This is a genomic window from Pseudomonas atacamensis, assembly GCF_017167965.1.
Taxonomy (GTDB): domain Bacteria; phylum Pseudomonadota; class Gammaproteobacteria; order Pseudomonadales; family Pseudomonadaceae; genus Aquipseudomonas; species Aquipseudomonas atacamensis.
Genome location: NZ_CP070503.1, coordinates 5,380,128 through 5,395,735 on the forward strand (window position 1 = coordinate 5,380,128; position 15,608 = coordinate 5,395,735).

Consider the following 15,608-nt stretch of genomic DNA (forward strand, 5'->3'; position numbering starts at 1 on the left):
CTCTGGCCCCTTCGCGAGCAGGCTCGCTCCCACATGAGAACGCGATCAAATGTGGGAGCGAGCCTGCTCGCGAAAGCGAGTAATGCGAGCGATTTCAGACCCAATTGAATCTCAAGGCATGCCCATGAAAATCTCCAGACAAGCCTACGCCGACATGTTCGGCCCCACCGTCGGCGACAAGGTGCGCCTGGCCGATACCGAGCTGTGGATCGAAGTCGAGAAGGACTTCACCACCTACGGCGAGGAAGTGAAGTTCGGTGGCGGCAAAGTGATCCGCGACGGCCAGGGCCAGAGTCAGTTGCTCGCCGCCGAAGTGGTCGACACGCTGATCACCAACGCGCTGATCATCGACCACTGGGGCATCGTCAAGGCCGACGTCGGCCTCAAGGACGGGCGCATCGCCGCGATCGGCAAGGCCGGCAACCCCGATGTGCAGCCCAACGTGACCATCGCCATCGGCGCCGGCACCGAAGTGATTGCCGGCGAAGGCATGATCCTCACCGCTGGCGGCATCGACACGCATATCCACTTCATCTGCCCGCAGCAGATCGAAGAAGCGTTGATGAGCGGCGTCACCACCATGATCGGCGGCGGCACCGGTCCCGCTACCGGCACCAACGCCACCACCTGCACCTCCGGCCCGTGGCATCTGGCACGCATGCTCCAGGCCGCCGATGCCTTCCCGATGAACATCGGCCTCACCGGCAAAGGCAACGCCAGCCTGCCGGAGCCGTTGATCGAACAGGTCAAGGCCGGTGCCATCGGCCTCAAGCTGCACGAAGACTGGGGCACCACCCCGGCGAGCATCGACAACTGCCTCAACGTCGCCGACCAGTACGACGTGCAGGTAGCGATCCACACCGACACCCTCAACGAATCCGGCTTCGTCGAAACCACCCTTGGCGCATTCAAGGGCCGCACCATCCACACCTATCACACCGAAGGTGCCGGTGGCGGCCACGCGCCGGACATCATCAAGGCCTGCGGTTTCCCCAACGTGCTGCCGAGCTCGACCAACCCGACCCGGCCGTTCACCCGCAACACCATCGACGAACACCTCGACATGCTGATGGTCTGCCATCACCTCGACCCGAGTATTGCCGAAGACGTCGCCTTCGCCGAAAGCCGTATCCGCCGCGAAACCATTGCCGCCGAAGACATCCTCCACGACCTCGGCGCGTTCTCGATGATCAGCTCCGACAGTCAGGCCATGGGCCGCGTCGGTGAAGTCATCACGCGCACCTGGCAGACCGCCGACAAGATGAAAAAACAACGCGGCCCACTGCCGCAGGACGGCGAGGGCAACGACAACTTCCGCGCCAAGCGTTACATCGCCAAGTACACCATCAACCCGGCGATTACCCATGGCATCAGCCATGAAGTCGGCTCGATCGAAGTCGGCAAGTGGGCCGATCTGGTGCTGTGGCGCCCGGCGTTTTTCGGCGTGAAACCGACGCTGATCCTCAAGGGCGGTGCGATTGCCGCCAGCCTGATGGGCGATGCCAACGCCTCGATTCCCACGCCGCAACCGGTACATTACCGCCCGATGTTCGCCAGCTACGGTGGCTCGCTGCAGGCCACCAGCCTGACCTTTATCAGCCAGGCGGCGCAGGAGGCCGGATTGCCGGAGGCTCTGGGGTTGAAAAAGCAGATCGCTGTGGTGAAGGGCTGCCGCGACGTGCAGAAAACCGACCTCATCCACAACGACTATCTGCCGAACATCGATGTCGATCCGCAGACCTATCAGGTCAAGGCCGATAGCGTGTTGCTCTGGTGCGAACCGGCGGAAACGCTGCCGATGGCGCAGCGCTATTTTCTGTTTTGATCAGGGGGCGCGCTGAATACGGACTCGCTGGTTCGTATTCAGCAGCTATCGCTCAGGCGATCACGGAAACAACTTCGCGATGTCCGCATCGCTGTAGTTGTAATTGATGCGTAACTCGGTTCCTGCCGGAATATCTTCGGTAGCGAAGATGGCGTTGAGAATGAAGTCGCGGGTGACCAGTTCCTTGCCTATCAACTGTTGCGCCTCAACATCGAATGGCACGAATTCGACGTTATAACCATCCGTGGCCTGGCGAACCGGCTTGCCCGTTGCGTTGTACCAGAAATGCGTATTGATCCTGGAGATGATCGTGTCACCGACCATCGCCAGCTGGACGGGGATCAGATATCCAGGTCCCGGCTGGTAACGCACGCCGACCTTCATGGTGTATGACTGCTGGGGGAGCGGCACAAGACGTCCTGGCATGATGGCGCCAGCATAGACGCCGACCACCTCGCCTCGGCTGATGCTCCGGTTGGCAACCACCATGGACTGGCCGACCAGGGCCCGCTCACCGGGCGCACGCATGTCGGCCTCGGTGAACAGTCGCCATTGCAGCTTTTCTTCATACAGCCGCGCGACATGCTCGTAGGCGCCAAACTTGATGTACGGTTTGATCTGCTCGGAGGTGTATCGGCCGCCGTCTTCGAAACGCACGAGGGTCTGGAGCTTCTTTATGCGGATAGGCGTGCCGGCGATGTCCCGGAATGGATATTTGCCGTTATTGGCTCGGTCGTAGACCCCGGGCCGATTGCTGAGAAACGAAAAGCGCGTTTCGCTGCGCATTGCACTCAACTCGTCAGCAGTGAAAGGTTTGACGGGCATCGACTCGGACGCCAGATAGAAATGTTCATCTGCCGCATCGACATCGTCGGGCAGCTCTTCAAGGGCTGACTCATAGTCTTCATCACTCTGCCGCGCCGCCCTGCGGCTTTTACCCGGTACAACGGCGGCGTCCGGCGATGCGCTGAAATCCTCCAGCGAGTACCAGTGCTTGTGCAACGGATCGTAGGCAAGCACTGGACCGGACGGCTGCAGCTCGCTGGACAACCGGGCCCGATGCAGACCGGTCTCGGCATCGACGCCGATCAGCACCGTACCACCGCCCTGCAAGTCCGCGTATTGGCGCCCCTTGAATAGGCGAAACCCATCAACGTCCGCTTGCGGTAGAGGGGCTGTCGAGGCAATCAGGTAACGCTCCAGCGCGGAGGCTGCGACCGTTGGGACGGAACCCGAGGTAGACGGCGTCGGATGGACTTGCACGCTGTGCGGCATGGCTGCAATTTCCATTTGCTGCGTGCTACTGCCGGGTTCGCTGGTATCGGGCGGGGTCTTGCGAATGAACGGACCGGGGGTCAGGTGCGGCGACTCGATACCGTGCGTGGCGGAATCCCGGGTTGTGCGCCCAGGGGTGGTGATATCGACTGCGCCCGGCTTGGGCGGCTTGGGTCTGACTGGCATTGACAGGCTTCCTTGCAAAGATTGCGCAGCGCTGGCCGGCCTGGCTGGCGCTACGACCGTCGGCATCCATTGCCAACATGTGCCCGGAAAACTATCAGACCATCCAGCCGGTTCATACCGGGTGAAACACTCGCAAACACTAACCCGGCACAAGCGGGCCGACTCGCGATGAGGCCGAAACAGACCTCATCGCCTCAAACAACTTATTCGACCACCAGCCGCCCCAACCGTTGACGCAACATGCGGTTCTCGGCGCGCAACTGCTTCACCTCGTCCAGCAGATCCAGCGCCAGCGCGACGCCTTCCCACTCCAGTTCCAGATCACGGCGCAGCTTCGCCGCGCGCTTGGCCAAGGCCAATTCGTAATCGGTGAAACGCCATTCCCGGGGCTGCGCGCCCTGAGGTTCGAGGATGCCGTGCTCGACGATTTCGATCACGTAGACGTCCGACAAATCGGCCGCCTCACAGAATTCTGCCAGGTCCAGTTGAACGATCAGGGGGCTGCTCATGATGGGCTACTCCGTCGTCGGGTTCAGAAGTTCTCTCGCGGATTGAAGGCGGCTTTCTTCGCCAGTTCCTGCCACAGCGCCTTGACCTCCTCGTCGGAGGCTTTGGGCATCACGGCCTTGAGCTGCACGAACAGATAACCGCGTTCGCCGGCCTTGTTCAGCAGGCCATGGCCCTTGGCGCGCATGCGCTGGCCGTTCTGGCTGCCGGCCGGGACCTTGAGGTTGATCTTGCCGGTCAGGGTCGGCACGGCCACTTCAGTGCCCAATGCCAATTCCCACGGAGCCAGGGGCAAGGTGATGATCAGGTTTTCGCCTTCGACATCGAATTTCGGGTGCGGCGCAAAACGGATGGTCAGGTACAGATCGCCATTCGCCCCGCCACCGATGCCCGGTGCGCCCTGGCCCTTCAGGCGAATCCGCTCGCCGTCGGTAACGCCGGCCGGAATCTTCACGTTCAGGCTCTTGCTGGTGTTGCTGACGTGCTGGCCGTGCGCGTTGTATTGCGGCACCTGAAAGGTGACTTTCTTCGATTCGTTCGACAGGGTTTCTTCGAGGAAGACCGGCAGTTCCATTTCCACGTCTTGCCCTCGGCGTCCGCGTGATTGGCGGCTCTCGGCGCCACCGAAACCGGGGCCGCGATTGCCGAAGATCGAACTGAAGAAGTCCGAGAAGTCGCCCGTGTCGCCACCGCCACCGCCGAAGCCGCCACGGCTCTGCCAGCCCGGCGGGCCCTGGAACGGCTGACCGTGCTGGCCATAACGGCGCAGTTCGTCGTATTCGGCGCGTTTGTCGGCGCTTTTTAGCGCTTCATAGGCTTCCGAGGCGTCCTTGAACTTGGCCTCGGCGTCTTTTTCCTTGCTGACATCGGGGTGGTATTTGCGCGCCAGCTTGCGATAGGCCGCCTTGATGGCCTTGTCGTCGGCTGTCGGCTCCACGCCGAGTATCTTGTAATAGTCTTTGAAGTCCATGGAAGGATCACCATCCGTTATCGATTTCGCGCCGAGACCAGCATGCGCCGATTGGCACGTGCCGGGTTGACCGATCTCAAGTTTGTGACCGGGTGGCGCCGCAGAAGTTTATCGGCAGTGGACGACGGTTCTTGCGACCGCCGGTGTGTCTGCCGGCCCATGCCAGCAAGTTTGGGGCGAAGCGGCGCTTTTCAAGCTGTCTGCCGGCGAAATAGCGGATGACCGGCCTTCGAATCTGCCGCGCACTGACATACACTGCGCGGCCGTTTTTTCACCGGAATCCGAAAGAAATGAAAGACGCCTCTCCAGCCCGTGCCTGCGGCATCGACTTCGGCACGTCCAACTCCACCGTCGGCTGGCTGCGCCCCGGCATGGATACCATGATCGCGCTGGAAGACGACAAGATCACCCTGCCGTCGGTGGTCTTCTTCAACATCGAGGAACGTCGCCCGGTCTACGGTCGCCTGGCCCTGCACGAGTATCTGGAAGGTTACGAAGGCCGGCTGATGCGCTCGTTGAAAAGCCTGCTCGGCTCGAAGCTGATCAAGCACGACACCAGCGTCCTCGGCACGGCGATGCCGTTCAAGGACCTGCTCGGGCTGTTCATCGGCCAGCTCAAGAGCCGCGCCGAAACCGCCGCCGGTCGGGAATTCGAGCAAGTGGTGCTGGGTCGTCCGGTGTTCTTCGTCGACGACGATCCGCTGGCTGACCAGGAAGCCGAAGACACGCTGGTCGAAGTGGCGCGCAAAATCGGTTTCAAGGACGTGTCGTTCCAGTACGAGCCGATCGCGGCGGCATTCGACTACGAGTCGACCATCGAGAAAGAAGAGCTGGTGCTGATCGTCGACATCGGCGGTGGTACCTCCGACTTCTCGCTGGTGCGCCTGTCGCCCGAGCGTCGCGGTCTCGACAACCGTCACGATGACATCCTCGCCACCGGCGGTGTGCACATCGGTGGTACCGACTTCGACAAACAGCTCAGCCTGCAAGGTCTGATGCCGCTGTTCGGCTACGGCAGCCGCATGAAGAGCGGCGCCTACATGCCGACCAGCCACCACATGAACCTGGCGACCTGGCACACGATCAACTCGGTGTACTCGCAGAAATCCACGCTGGCGCTGGGCAGCATGCGCTACGACATCGAAGACACCGGCGGCATCGATCGCCTGTTCAAGCTGATCGAACAGCGCGCCGGGCACTGGCTGGCGATGGAAGTGGAAGAAACCAAGATCCAGCTGACCCACGCCGACAGCCGCCACGTGCCGCTGGACCGCATCGAAGCCGGGCTGAGCGTCGAGCTGAGCCGCGCGTTGTTCGAATCGGCGATCGAGGCTTTGCTGGAGCGTGTGCGCGGCAGCGTTACGCAGTTGTTGAATGACGCTGGCGTGGCGGTCGATCAGGTCGACACGGTGTTCTTCACTGGAGGTTCGAGCGGCATCCCGGCCCTGCGCAACAGCGTCTCGGCAATGCTGCCGAACGCGCGGCATGTCGAAGGCAACATCTTTGGCAGCATTGGTAGCGGTTTGGCGATTGAAGCCCGCAAACGCTATGGCGTTTAGGGGCAGCTGCAAGTTTTAAGCTGCAAGCTGCAAGCTGCAAGCTGCAAGCTAGAGCAAAAGCCACTGCGGCTCTCGCTTCTGCTTTAACTTGCAGCTTGAAGCTTGCAACTCGAAGCTGCTTTTCTAGACCATTCCTCCGAGCTTCAACTCACTCTTCAGATACGCGTAATAAATCGGCCCCGCCACCACCCCCGGCAAACCGAACGCGGCTTCGAACACCAGCATCGCCAGAAGCAACTCCCACGACTTGGCACTGATCTGCCCACCAACGATGCGCGCGTTGAGAAAGTATTCGAGCTTGTGGATAACGATCAGGTAGCCCAGCGCGGCGATCGCTACCCAGATCGACAGCGACAGACCGACGATGGTGATCAGCGTGTTCGACATCAGGTTGCCGATCACCGGCAGCAGGCCGAGCAGGAAGGTCAGCACGATCAGGGTTTTGGTCAGCGGCAGCTTGATGCCGAACATCGGCAGGATCACCGCGAGGAAGATCCCGGTGAACACGGTGTTGAGCAGGGAAATCTTGATCTGCGCGAAGACGATATTGCGAAACGCCTGCACCAGCAGATGCAAACGGTCGAACAAAGCGGCGGCCAGCGGCTTGCGCTTGGTCACGTCGGGGATGCGCTGCAGGGCGATGATCGCGCCGAGCACCATGCCGATCAGCAGGGTGACGAACATGTGCGCAGCGTCCTTGCCGACCAGTTGCAGGTCGGCCAGATGCTTGCTCGCCCACTCGCCGATCGCCACGCGAAATTCCGCCGCGCTGGCCGGCAGGTAAGCGTCGATGAACGGCGGCAACTGTCCGCGCGCGCGATCGACCACGCCCATGAATTTATCGAGCGAGGCGCCGGGGTTTTCCGCTTCATGCAGGAGGAAACTGATGGCGCCGGCGAAGATCAGCGCCAGCGCACTTACTACCAGCGTGCCGAGCAGCGCCACCGCCAACCAGCGCGCACGCCGCCCTTCGATCAGCCGTTGCAGTTGCGGGGTGAGCATGTTCACCAGCTCGAACACCAGCAACCCGGCCAGCAGGCTCGGCAGCAGGCGCAGCGGCAGCACCAGCAGCAAACCGCCAAAAATGATGATGCAACTGACCCAGAACACAACATGACGCTGAGAAAACGTTGGCATACAGCCTCAAAACGAACGGCGTGAAAGGATGGGCAGTCTGCCAGCGATCCGGGGTTAGCACTAGGGATATGCGGGCCGTGGGAATGGCGGTGCATTCACCGACGCTTTCGCGAGCAGGCTCGCTCCCACAGGAGTGCGCGTTTCAAATGTGGGAGCGAGCCTGCTCGCGAAGAGGCCGGCAAGCTCACCACATTATTTACCGTTTCACTTTTTCTTCAGACACTCACTCATGAACGCCTTGCGCGCATCGCCGGCCAGCGCCTTGGTTTTCGCATCGGCATTGCAGGTGGTCATCTTCTGCTGCTGCGGGGTCAGCTCCTTGCCATCGTTGGCTGCGGGTGCCGCTTTCAGGCAGGTGCTCATGAACGCCTTGCGCTCGTCGCCCTTCAGGCTTTTGGCGGTCGCATCGGCATTGCAGGTGGTCATCTTGTTCTGTTGCGCCGTGGCGGCGAAACCCTGGGAACACACAAGCAGCCCGATCATCAACAACGGCACACGCAACATCTTCATGGAGTTTTCTCCTTGTTGCCGCACCGATGGATGCGGCCTCTGTCGCAGTGTAGTCAAAGCTTGTTACACCTTCCTGCCCTCGAGGTGGCTGCGCCGATACTGCTCCGGCGTGCAACCGGCCTGGCGGGCGAACATGGCGATGAAGGCCGAGCCGCTGCTGTAGCCGAGGTCGAAAGCGATTTCCTGCACCGAACGCGAGGTTTCCAGCGCCTCGATCGCCGCCAGATAACGCAAGCGCTGACGCCACTCGCCAAAGCTCATGCCCAGCTCGCGGACAAACTGCCGGGCCAGGGTGCGCTCGCTGACATGCACTTGCGCGGCCCAATGCGCCAACGGTTGGTTGTCGCCCGGCGCGGCCTGCAAGGCGTCGAGAATCGTCAGTAAGCCCGGGCTGCTCGCATACGGCAGGTAACATTCCTGCACCGGTGCCTGTTGCAGTTGATCGACCAATACCTGGGCCAGACGCTGATCGGCCTCATGCTCCGGAATCTTCACATCGCGGGCAGCGAAGTCCTTGAGAATCGCCTTGAGAATGTCACTGATCGCCAAGGTGCAGGCGCGCGCCGGCAACCGTGTGCAAACACTTGGATCAAGACACACCGCGCGATAGTTGACCGGCTGATGGCTGTAGAAACTGTGCTCGACCTCGGGCGGCACCCACACCGCGTACTGCGGCGGCGACATGAAGCGGCTGCCGTCGACATCCATGTGCAACACGCCATGGGCGGCATACTCGAGCGTGCCCCACGGATGGCGATGCGGCGCGGCATATTCGTGGGCATTGAAATCGGCGTAGCGGAAATACACCGCTGACGGCAGTTCGCTGAAATCGAGCAGATCGATGTGTTTGCTGTTCATGCTGTCCGGATGCAGAGGCAGGTTGTCCGGTTCGCAGTATAGGCCTGCATCCAGACAGGCGATAATCGCGCTTCATCAACGTTCTGGTTTTTGTCCCATGCAATACGCGTTTCCCCTGCTGGCGATTTTCATCTGGGCCGGCAACACCGTGATCAACAAACTGGCGGTCGGGGCGATCTTTCCCGCCGAGATCGGTTTCTATCGCTGGCTGCTCGCCGGCGTGCTGTTCACGCCATTCATGCTGAAGAAAGTCATCGCCCACTGGCCGCAGATTCGGCCGAACCTGGGGCGGATTTTCATCCTCGGCGTACTCGGCATGGCGGTGTATCAGAGCCTCGCCTATTTCGCCGCAACACTGACCACCGCAACCAATATGGGCATCATCCTGTCGTTGATGCCATTGATGTCGCTGGCCATGGCGATCATCAGCCTCGGCCAGCGCCTGACGGCTGGTGCGCTGGTCGGTGCGGTGCTGTCGTTCGCTGGCGTGCTGGTGGTGGTGTCATCCGGCAGCCTCGGAGCGCTGCTGCAACACGGGGTCAATCTGGGCGATGCGATGATGCTGATCGCCACGCTGGCCTACGCCGTCTACAGCACGCTGCTGAAAAAGTGGCAACTGCGCCTGCCGCCACTGGTGCTGCTGTACTTGCAGGTGCTGGTGGCGATTGTGGTGTTGTTTCCATTGTTCGCTGCTTCGCCAAAGACCGGGCTGAACCTGCAGAACGTGCCGCTGGTGCTGTATGCATGCCTGCTGGCCTCGATGGTCGCGCCGCTGGCGTGGATGCAGGCGGTGCAGCGACTGGGGCCGAGCCGGACGACGTTGTTCTTCAATCTGCTGCCATTGATTACCGCGCTGATTGCGGCGGTGGTGTTGAAGGAACAGTTGGCGATGTATCACCTGGTGGGTGGGTTGCTGACCTTGGCTGGGGTGGTTTTGTCGGAGCGCTGGACCACGGTGTTGGGCCGGCGGGTCGGCGTTGCCTGATAAGGCCCCTCCCACGTTGAAATGCAGACACCTGTGGGAGCGAGCCTGCTCGCGAAGAACGATGAAGCGGTCTGTTTGGCTATAACCCTGCAGCCTCCAGCCGCGCCGCATGCTCGACAAACAGCCTTACCGGATCTGCGCCCTTGCCCACCAGCCCCAGCGACTGATTGACGATGTCGAAATGATCCAGCGGATAGTCATCACCGATCACCGTGCCCAGATGCGAGCTGTAACGGCCGACCATGCCGTCGCACTGCCCCGGCTCGCGAACGAAGGTCCTGGCGAACAAGCGACAACTGCGGTTGGTGCCGTCAAAAAGATTGCCGCCACGATCGGTCTTGCCCGGTTGCAGCGTCCCTGACCAGGAGTAATAGCGCACACCATTGGCCTCTTCCGGCCCCGGCCCGCCCCACGTTTCCGGCAGCCCCTGTGGATAACGCTGATTGAATAATGCAACGCCCGCCGTCGTCAGCGATTGGTGAGAAGCGTGGATATCCACCGGCAGTTTCGGCCCGTGATAACCCGTGTCGAGCAATGCCATGACCCAGCCGATCAGGCGCAGCAACGCTTCGAGCAAGCGCCCCTTGGCGCTGTTGGCGGGATAGTGCTTTTCCAGATAATCGGCCAACTCCGAACCATGATTAGGCCCGGCCACCGATGTTACCGAGGCGACCAGATCCGGGCGCTTCGCCGCCGCATACCGTGCGGTCAACGCGCCTTGGCTGTGACCGAACAGATTGACCTTCGGCGCCCCGCTCTCGCGCAGAATTTCCTCGATCCGCGCCAGCAATTGCTCGCCGCGCACTTCCGTGGAGTTGAGTGGCGAGACCTGCACCGCGACCACCGTCGCACCACCACGGCGCAAGGCCTTGATGATGCCGAACCAATACGGATAAAGCACCAGCCGGACAAAGCCGAGCATGCCCGGCACCAGCACCAGTGGATAACGTGTCGACATGGGGTACATCCTTGTGCGCGGTGGGTGGAGGCCAGACGTGCAAGACGCTCGCCAAGCATCCACCTCGACGATGACAACTCAACGATAAGCCTATTCCAGCTCTGACCCTGCCGACATCGCAGTCCTCAGCAGTTCCTGAACCGAGTCCGGCGTAAATCGCATAAAACTTTTCGCTTCGCTCAAGACTCACACCCTGAGTAGCGACCGCGTCTTCAGAACGTGGCGCCTATCGGATTAGCCTCCAGGAGAATGAAATGAGTGACGTGCATTTGTCTGATGTTCAAACCCTGCGCGAACGCGCGCGGCAACACGTGGAAAACGGCGCGGTCACCGAGGGCTACAACGCCAACCGTGAGGAAATACTGCGTTTGCTCAATGAGTCGCTGGCCACCGAGCTGGTGTGCACCTTGCGCTACAAGCGCCACTACTTCATGGCCAACGGCCTGAAAGCCAACGTCGCCGCCGACGAATTTCTCGAGCACGCCAACCAGGAAGCCGAGCACGCCGATCGCCTCGCCGAGCGCATCGTGCAACTGGGCGGTGAGCCTGAGTTCAACCCTGACCTGCTGAGCAAGATGTCCCACGCGCAATACGTGGCCGGCAACACGCTCAAGGAAATGGTTTACGAAGATCTGGTGGCCGAGCGCATCGCCATCGACAGCTACCGCGAAATCATCCAGTACATCGGTGACAAGGACCCGACCACCCGCCGCATCTTCGAAGACATCCTCGCCCAGGAAGAAGAACACGCCGACGACATGGCGGATATCCTTAACGATCTGTAATCCCGTCACACCGCTTTCGCGAGCAGGCTCGCTCCCACACTGGAACGTATTTCAATTGAAGGAATGCGTTCGAATGTGGGAGCGAGCCTGCTCGCGAAGGCGCCCTCAGAGACGCCGCATTACTTGCTGGGTTTAACGGTCACCGGCGCCTTGCCCTGCTTCATCTGCTCGAGCAACGGCGCGCACTGATTCGGCTCGCCACCGCTCGGCGCCACCAGCGCCAGCAATCCCGCCGCCGGTGCGGCTATCACGCCCAGCGCAACCATCCCCGCCCCGCGCAGCATCAACGGTACGGCTTTGACGCCGGCATCCGGTTTGATGAATTTGCCGCGCACATACAGCGGCGAGCGCAGGGAGATCAGTCGCCAGCCTTTCGACTCAGGGGTCACGGTCAGATCGAGTTGCTCGGTGGCCATGTTCGCCGTGCCATCGATGTAGATGATTGCGTTCTCGGTATCGAAGACAAACAGCCGTGTCGTGGCCAGGCCGGTCTTGATGTCGAAGTCCGCGGCCGCGCAATTGATCTTCACTTCCTTGTCGCCAAAGATCTTGCCGACCACGTAGTTGCCGACGTTGAGCCCGGCCAGTTCCATCAGCTCGCGGCTGATCGCACCGTCGTTGATCAGCATCTTCAGATTGCCGTTGGCGCCACCGAGGAGCTTGGCCACGGAGTTGCCCCGGCCACTGATGTCGGCATCGCCATTGAGCTCACCGAAACTGGTTTTCATCGGCTCGAAAGTGGGGAACAGCTCTTTGAGTTTGAATTTGCGTGCGGTCAACCGCGCCCGGCCTTCCAACGGCTCGGTGCGGCCATTGAGGCGGATCAGCGCATCCAGGGTGCCGCCGGCGACGCCAAAGCGCAGCGGTTCCAGGCTGAGTTCGCCGTCGTTGAGTTTCAGATGGGTATAGAGGTCGTTGAACGGCAGCTTCTCGCTGTGAACGATGCGCTTGCCGGTGAACTCGACATCCGCGTCCATGGCGCGCCAGCGATCAGTCTTAAACTCTTCGACCGGCAGGACTTTGTCTGCCGGCTGCTTGCTCGCGCCGCCACGGGCCTTTTGCTCGGTGTTGGAATCGGCACCGATCAACGGTGCAAGGTCGGCGAACAGCAGTTGATTGGAGAGCAACGCACCCGTGAGTTTCGGCCGTGGCTGGCTGGCCACGTAGGTCAGGTCGCCGTGGATGTCGCTGTCGCCGATCTTGCCGTTGAATTTCTCATAAGTGAATTTTGCCCCGGCCTCGTCATGCAGCTTGGCGATCAGGTGGCCGTCGGTGGAATACGGTGGGGTGTCCGGCAGCGTCACGCCGGTCAGTGGGTAGAGATTGCCGAGACTGTCGCCAGCGAGTTTCAAGCGCAGGTCGAGGGCGCCGAGATTCAGCGGGTCAGTCAGGGTGCCGGCCAGTTCGATACGGGTATCGCCGATCTTCGCCTGGGCCTGCAACGGGAACGGCTTGCTCGCGTCCTGCAAGGCCAGCAACCCGCCGATCTTGCCCTGCCCGGTGAGGTTCTGCGCGTGGTATTGGCCTTTGACCTTGAGTGCAAAGGCATAGTCCTGCGGTGCGCCGCCCTTGTCCTGAGCGGTTTTCGCCGCTTTGTCGCCAACAATCTCGCTGAAGGGAATCGGCTTGCCGAGCGGGTCGATCAGCACATCGAGGTTGGTCTTCAGGGTCTGGTCGTCGAGGGTCACGTGGCCCTTGTCGAAACCGATCGCGCCGATATCGACCACCCAGCTCGAAGGCTCGGCGTTCGGGTCCTTGGGATCGAATTTGAACGTCCAGTTGGCGCGGCCATCGGCCAGACGTTGCAGCTCGGCATTCGGCTCGGTCAGGTCGATGCGCGGAATCACCACGCGTTGAGCCAGCAGGGCCAGCGGCGAAATGCGCAGCTCGACGCGTTTCAGGGTGACCATCTGCGGCTGCTTCGACCAGTCCGGGTTGCCCAGGCTCAGATCCTCGGCGACCACGTGCGGCCAAGGCACCCAAGAGCGCCAGCCGCCTTCTTCCGGCTCGCGCTGCCAGATCACTGCGAGGTTGCCATTGATGGCAAACGCCCGGTGCAGTTCTTCCGAAACTTTGGCGTTGATCGTGGGTTTGATCCGGTTCCAGTCGAAAAACACGATGATCAGAATCAAGGCTGCCAGCAGCAGCGCGAGGATGGCGAAGGTCCAGCTGAAGATTTTTCCAGTGCGCGTCATGCACAAAGCTCCTGATCACGACCGCACGCCGAACATCCCGACGCACAGCTGAAACGGCAGACCGAAGCGGCCCCTATGCAGTCTGTGACTGGCGAAAGGCCCGCAGGTTTAATTGAAAGGCAGTTTAAGCCATAAAAAGCCCGGCAAAACTGACCGATCGGTCGAGCAGTGTTACCGCCACCCGCACTTTTGCGAGGCACGAGTGAGTCGAAAATACCCACGACGGTGCAAAACCGTCGCCCGCAAAGGCGCGATCTAGAGCCTTCGCTCCGAACAATCAATTCTGTTGATTATTACCATTGCGTTTATGAACTTTTATATCGACTTATCGAGAGTAGCATTGCCCTCGTACCCACTTTATCGCCCTCCCAAGGAGCCACTATCATGAAACGCCAATTACTGCTCAGCCTTACCCTGTCGATGCTAGCCAGCACTGCTTTCGCCCTGCCCGCTGCCGATCAGGCCACTCCGCAAGTCAAAGACAGCCACTCGGTGTTTAGCCAGACCGTAGCTTCCGACGGTTCCGAGCGCACTCCACAAGGTCAGACCCTGGCTGAAAACGGCCGCAACCGCCTCGAAGAAAAAGGCCTGGTTCAAGACGGCTCGGATCGCACCCCTCAAGGCCAGGCCCTGGCTGAAAACGGTCGCAACCGCCTCGAAGAAAAAGGCCTGGTTCAGGACGGCTCTGATCGCACCCCACAAGGTCAGATCCTCGCTTCCGACGGTACCGAGCGCACCCCACAAGGCCAGACCCTGGCATCTGACGGTTCCGAGCGCACTCCACAGGGCCAGACCCTGGCTGATGACGGCTTCGATAAAACCCCACTGGGTCAAGCCCTCGCTGAAGGCGGTGGTGACCGTGTGATCGAACGCAACAGCAAATTGAGCTGAGCCCATGACGGCCCGGCAAAAAAGCCCAATCAGCGGATTGGGCTTTTGACTTTTCAGCTTCTGTAAAACCCTCGCTGAACGACTCCCCGTTCGACGCCGACAAAGCCGATTTGCTAGAGTGCGGCGCTTGTCCTGCCGAAGAACACACCCTGCGATGCTGCCCCGCGCCGAACAGAAACAACAGACCCGCAACGCCCTGATGGACGCTGCCCGCCACCTGATGGAAAGCGGCCGAGGATTCGGCAGCCTGAGCCTGCGCGAAGTGAGCAAGACCGCCGGCATCGTGCCCACCGGTTTCTACCGGCACTTCGCCGATATGGACGAGTTGGGGCTGGTGCTGGTCAGTGAAGTCGGCCAGACCTTCCGCGAGACCATCCGCCTGGTGCGGCACAATGAATTCGTCATGGGCGGCATCATCGACGCTTCGGTGCGCATCTTCCTTGATGTGGTCAACGCCAACCGCTCGCAATTCCTGTTTCTCGCCCGCGAACAATACGGCGGCTCGCTGCCGGTACGTCAGGCAATCGGACGCCTGCGGGAGAACATCAGCGCCGACCTCGCGGCGGACCTGGCGCTGATGCCCAAGCTGCAACATCTGGATCTGGCAGGCCTCAGCGTGATGGCTGACCTGATCGTCAAATCGGTGTTCGCCACCCTCCCCGACATCATCGACCCGCCCGCCGAAGCCTTGCCGGAGCATCTGACCCCGCAGGCGAAGATCACCCAGCAACTGCGCTTCATCTTCATCGGCCTCAAGCACTGGCAAGGGCTGGGCAGTACCGAGTAATCCCTTCTCTATCTGACACAGCGCAAAGCCCCTGTGGGAGCGAGCCTGCTCGCGAAAGCGCGGGATCAGCTGAATACATCTGTCTGACACGGCACATTCGCGAGCAGGCTCGCTCCCACATTGAACATCCGTCACAGCCTCGCTTTGGTGCATGACAAATCCTTCATGCACCAAAACCTT

The 15,608-nt window shown here is 61.0% G+C and carries 14 protein-coding genes; 6 read left to right on the forward strand and 8 right to left on the reverse strand.

Features of this window, described 5'->3' with window-relative positions:
• Positions 1 to 124 precede the first annotated feature (124 nt).
• Complete coding sequence (gene ureC / locus JWU58_RS24490; RefSeq protein WP_206421128.1) at positions 125 to 1,825, forward strand: urease subunit alpha; 1,701 nt, start codon at positions 125 to 127, stop codon at positions 1,823 to 1,825.
• 60 nt (positions 1,826 to 1,885) lie between these two features.
• Here ureC and JWU58_RS24495 read toward each other — a convergent pair whose 3' ends face one another.
• The 3 genes from JWU58_RS24495 to JWU58_RS24505 all read right to left on the reverse strand — a co-directional run bounded on the left by JWU58_RS24495 (position 1,886) and on the right by JWU58_RS24505 (position 4,763).
• Positions 1,886 to 3,286 (reverse strand): hypothetical protein, encoded by a 1,401-nt coding sequence (locus tag JWU58_RS24495; RefSeq protein ID WP_241196141.1) that lies wholly within the window; start codon positions 3,284 to 3,286, stop codon positions 1,886 to 1,888.
• Positions 3,287 to 3,489: 203 nt separating this feature from the next.
• A complete protein-coding gene (locus JWU58_RS24500) occupies positions 3,490 to 3,795 on the reverse strand; it encodes a chaperone modulator CbpM (protein ID WP_016771896.1) in 306 nt (101 codons plus the stop codon).
• A 23-nt stretch (positions 3,796 to 3,818) separates the two neighbouring features.
• Entirely contained in the window at positions 3,819 to 4,763 is a 945-nt protein-coding gene (locus JWU58_RS24505; protein ID WP_110603615.1) for a DnaJ C-terminal domain-containing protein, read from the reverse strand.
• A 290-nt stretch (positions 4,764 to 5,053) separates the two neighbouring features.
• Here JWU58_RS24505 and JWU58_RS24510 point away from each other — a divergent pair, with 290 nt between their 5' ends.
• On the forward strand, positions 5,054 to 6,322 hold the full coding sequence (locus tag JWU58_RS24510) for an Hsp70 family protein (RefSeq protein WP_024011396.1): 1,269 nt from the start codon (positions 5,054 to 5,056) through the stop codon (positions 6,320 to 6,322).
• Positions 6,323 to 6,445: 123 nt separating this feature from the next.
• On the opposite strand, the gene JWU58_RS24515 is transcribed toward JWU58_RS24510, so the two are convergent.
• From JWU58_RS24515 to JWU58_RS24525, 3 genes are all read right to left on the reverse strand, one after another.
• On the reverse strand, positions 6,446 to 7,459 hold the full coding sequence (locus JWU58_RS24515; protein WP_016771899.1) for an AI-2E family transporter: 1,014 nt from the start codon (positions 7,457 to 7,459) through the stop codon (positions 6,446 to 6,448).
• Positions 7,460 to 7,663: 204 nt separating this feature from the next.
• Positions 7,664 to 7,969 (reverse strand): PsiF family protein, encoded by a 306-nt coding sequence (locus tag JWU58_RS24520; RefSeq protein WP_122881171.1) that lies wholly within the window; start codon positions 7,967 to 7,969, stop codon positions 7,664 to 7,666.
• A 63-nt stretch (positions 7,970 to 8,032) separates the two neighbouring features.
• Positions 8,033 to 8,827, reverse strand: a complete 795-nt coding sequence (locus JWU58_RS24525; protein ID WP_016771901.1) for an AraC family transcriptional regulator — start codon at positions 8,825 to 8,827, stop codon at positions 8,033 to 8,035.
• Positions 8,828 to 8,924: 97 nt separating this feature from the next.
• On the opposite strand from JWU58_RS24525, the gene JWU58_RS24530 reads away from it, so the two are divergent.
• Positions 8,925 to 9,812, forward strand: coding sequence for a DMT family transporter (locus JWU58_RS24530; protein ID WP_016771902.1), 888 nt, complete (start codon positions 8,925 to 8,927; stop codon positions 9,810 to 9,812).
• A 79-nt stretch (positions 9,813 to 9,891) separates the two neighbouring features.
• Here the strand turns inward: JWU58_RS24530 and JWU58_RS24535 are convergent, their stop codons facing one another.
• A complete protein-coding gene (locus JWU58_RS24535; RefSeq protein ID WP_206421129.1) occupies positions 9,892 to 10,770 on the reverse strand; it encodes an esterase/lipase family protein in 879 nt (292 codons plus the stop codon).
• A 254-nt stretch (positions 10,771 to 11,024) separates the two neighbouring features.
• On the opposite strand from JWU58_RS24535, the gene JWU58_RS24540 reads away from it, so the two are divergent.
• Positions 11,025 to 11,555: a ferritin-like domain-containing protein gene (locus JWU58_RS24540; RefSeq protein WP_016771904.1), complete on the forward strand. Its 531-nt coding sequence runs from the start codon at positions 11,025 to 11,027 to the stop codon at positions 11,553 to 11,555.
• Between the two features lie 119 nt (positions 11,556 to 11,674).
• On the opposite strand, the gene JWU58_RS24545 is transcribed toward JWU58_RS24540, so the two are convergent.
• Positions 11,675 to 13,750: an AsmA family protein gene (locus tag JWU58_RS24545; RefSeq protein ID WP_076565469.1), complete on the reverse strand. Its 2,076-nt coding sequence runs from the start codon at positions 13,748 to 13,750 to the stop codon at positions 11,675 to 11,677.
• A 384-nt stretch (positions 13,751 to 14,134) separates the two neighbouring features.
• Between JWU58_RS24545 and JWU58_RS24550 the strand changes: the two genes are divergently transcribed.
• On the forward strand, positions 14,135 to 14,641 hold the full coding sequence (locus tag JWU58_RS24550) for a hypothetical protein (RefSeq protein WP_123443926.1): 507 nt from the start codon (positions 14,135 to 14,137) through the stop codon (positions 14,639 to 14,641).
• A 154-nt stretch (positions 14,642 to 14,795) separates the two neighbouring features.
• Positions 14,796 to 15,428 carry a TetR family transcriptional regulator gene (locus JWU58_RS24555; RefSeq protein ID WP_016771906.1) on the forward strand — a complete coding sequence of 211 codons (633 nt, stop codon included), beginning with the start codon at positions 14,796 to 14,798 and terminating at the stop codon, positions 15,426 to 15,428.
• Positions 15,429 to 15,608 lie beyond the last annotated feature (180 nt).